Consider the following 2,853-nt stretch of genomic DNA (forward strand, 5'->3'; position numbering starts at 1 on the left):
TGAGCAGATACTTGCGTTGCGTCGACAGCGGCGTGTCGTCGAACCAGCACAGGTCGGCTTCCAGCTTCTTCGCCGGCTCCGGTGCCGCTTCACGCAGCACGAAGGTGTCGCCGCGCGACACGTCGACGTCTTCCGCGAGACGGATCGTCACCGTCTGGCCGGCAAACGCGCGATCCACCTGCGCCGTGCCACCCACCACCGGCGCAATGATCTCGGCGACCGTCGCTTCGCGATTGGCCGGCAGCACGACGATCGTGTCGCCAACCTTCACTTCGCCGGCTTCGACGCGGCCCATGTAGCCGCGGAAATCGTCGGCCTGGCTGCCGTCCTGACGCGCCACCCACTGCACCGGGAAACGCAGCGCCTGGCCCGTCGGAATCTCGACCGGCAGCGCTTCGAGCACGTCCAGCAGCGGCTCGCCCGCGTACCACGGCATGCTTTCGCTCGCCGTCACGATGTTATCGCCCTTCAACGCCGACACCGGCACGAAGCGCACGTCGCTCAGACCCAGTTGACGCGCGAGTTCGACATACACATCGCGAATCTCGTTGAAGCGCGTTTCGCTGTAGTCGACCAGATCCATCTTGTTGATCGCGACGATCACATGCTGCAACCCGAGCAGCTTGACGATCGCACTATGGCGCTTGGTTTGCGGCAGCAGTTGCGCGACGCCGTCGACAAAAGTCACCCGCGTCGCGTCGACCAGAATGATCGCCGCGTGCGCGGTCGACGCGCCCGTCACCATGTTGCGCGTGTACTGCTCGTGGCCCGGCGTATCGGCGATGATGAACTTGCGCTTGGCCGTAGCGAAATAGCGGTAAGCGACGTCGATCGTGATGCCCTGCTCGCGTTCGGCTTCGAGGCCGTCGGTCAAGAGCGACAGGTCAATCTCATCGCCGACGGTACGCTTGTTCTTCGCGCGCGACAGCGCCGAGAGCTGGTCGCTCAACACTGCCTTGCTGTCGTACAGCAGGCGGCCGATCAACGTGCTCTTGCCGTCGTCGACGCTACCCGCGGTAATGAAACGCAGCACGCCGAGGTCTTCTGGTTGGTGAATACCGCTCATGATTGTCTTGTCCCCGTGTGCTTAGAAATAACCTTGCTTCTTACGCTGTTCCATCGCGGCTTCGGAGACCTGATCGTCCATCCGCGTCGCGCCGCGTTCCGTGATTTCGGTCACGGCCGTTTCGGCGATGATCTTCTCGAGATCGTCGGCATCGCTTTCCACCGGGCACGTGCAGCTGATATCGCCCACCGTACGGAAACGCACCAGCGCCGTTTCGCTGGTCTCGCCTTCGCGCATCGGCGTGAGCGGCGTGACCGGCACGAGCAGGCCGTTGCGGCGCACGATCTCGCGTGGATGCGCGTAGTAGATCGACGGCAGTTCGAGCTGTTCGCGGGCGATGTACTGCCACACGTCGAGTTCGGTCCAGTTCGAGATCGGGAACACGCGCAGGTGTTCGCCGTTATGCAGACGCGCGTTGTACAGGCTCCACAGTTCCGGGCGTTGCGCCTTCGGATCCCACTGGCCGAATTCGTCGCGGAACGAGAAGATCCGCTCTTTAGCACGGGCCTTTTCTTCATCACGGCGCGCGCCGCCGATCAGCGCGGTGTAGCCATGCTGTTCAATCGTTTCGAGCAGCGTCACCGCTTGCGCGGCGTTGCGCGAATCCGTTTCGCGGCGCAGACGCACGGTGCCGCGCTTGATCGAATCTTCGACGTGACCCACCACCAGTTCAGCGCCGATCTCTTGCGCGCGGCGGTCACGGAAGTCGATCACTTCGTCGTAGTTGTGGCCGGTGTCGATATGCACCAGCGGGAACGGCAGCACGGTCTTGCGATTCACACCGATGCCGAAGGCCTTCAGCGCGAGGTGCAACACCACGACCGAGTCCTTGCCGCCCGAAAACAGCAGCGCCGGCTTGCTGCATTCCGCAACCAGTTCGCGCAGGATGTGAATCGACTCGGCTTCGAGCCAATCAAGGTGATCCATACGGTTTGCGGTGTTGCCCAGCGGAGCGTTCACAGTGGATTCGAGCGTGGTGCTCATGTTTGGGTCCTTCGTTGATTCGCCCGGCGAACGGTTGCTCGCCCGGGCGGCAGTATTCAAATCGGTATGTGCGGTGTTCAGACTGAAAGCCAAGGCCTCGGTGTAGCGATATCTCAAACCGAAGCGTTTTCGCTGCGGTCAACCGCGATCGGGGTAATCGTCGTGATGTGCAGTCCGCATTCCTTCGTATCGCGCGACTCCCACCACCAGCGCCCTGCCCGGCTATCCTCGCCGGGACGGATCGCACGCGTACACGGCTCGCAGCCGATGCTCGGATAACCGCGCGCATGCAGCGGATTGACCGGCACGTCGAACGCTTTCAAATAAGCCCACACTTCGGCCTCGGTCCAGTCCGTCAGCGGATTGAACTTGGCGATGTTGCGCGCGGCATCGTGCTCTTCCGCATGCAGTTCGGCACGCGTGACCGACTGCTCGCGGCGCTGGCCCGTCACCCATGCGCTGACATCCGACAGCGCGCGGTTCAACGGCTCGACCTTGCGGATTTCGCAGCAGCGCTTGCGCAGATCGACGCTTTCGTAGAATGCGTTCAGACCATGCGAAGCGACGTATTCGTCCACGGCCGCGGCCTGTGGATGAAACTGCTCGATCTCGTAGCCGTAGCGTTCGCGCACGCGGTCGATCATGCCGAGCGTCTCCGCATGCAGACGGCCCGTGTTCAGCGAGAAGATGCCGATCTTCACGCCGCGCGACAGGATCGCGTGCGTGAGCAGCATGTCTTCCGCTGCGAGGCTGCTGGCGAGCTTCACGTTCGCGTGACGCGCGGCGATCGAGTCGAGCAGCGC

3 protein-coding genes are annotated in these 2,853 nt (G+C 63.0%); all 3 read right to left on the reverse strand.

Annotation, left to right across the window (positions count from 1 at the left end; genetic code table 11):
- A partial coding sequence (locus HV744_RS36280; RefSeq protein ID WP_175154045.1) for a sulfate adenylyltransferase subunit 1 occupies positions 1-1,066 on the reverse strand: 1,066 nt, incomplete at its 3' end.
- A gap of 21 nt (positions 1,067-1,087) precedes the next feature.
- The gene (gene cysD / locus HV744_RS36285) at positions 1,088-2,050 is read right to left on the reverse strand and encodes a sulfate adenylyltransferase subunit CysD (protein ID WP_175154046.1); all 963 of its coding nucleotides are present in this window, start codon (positions 2,048-2,050) and stop codon (positions 1,088-1,090) included.
- Between the two features lie 113 nt (positions 2,051-2,163).
- Positions 2,164-2,853, reverse strand: a 690-nt coding sequence (locus HV744_RS36290) for a phosphoadenylyl-sulfate reductase (RefSeq protein WP_175154047.1), incomplete at its 5' end; no start/stop codon positions are given.

Origin of the sequence: Paraburkholderia ultramafica (assembly GCF_902859915.1) — a bacterium.
GTDB lineage: Bacteria > Pseudomonadota > Gammaproteobacteria > Burkholderiales > Burkholderiaceae > Paraburkholderia > Paraburkholderia ultramafica.

What these genes read in the sequence shown, in the direction of transcription:
- cysD (WP_175154046.1), bottom strand. Translation starts at nt 2,050, where the DNA reads ATGAGCACCACGCTCGAATCCACTGTGAACGCTCCGCTGGGCAACACC.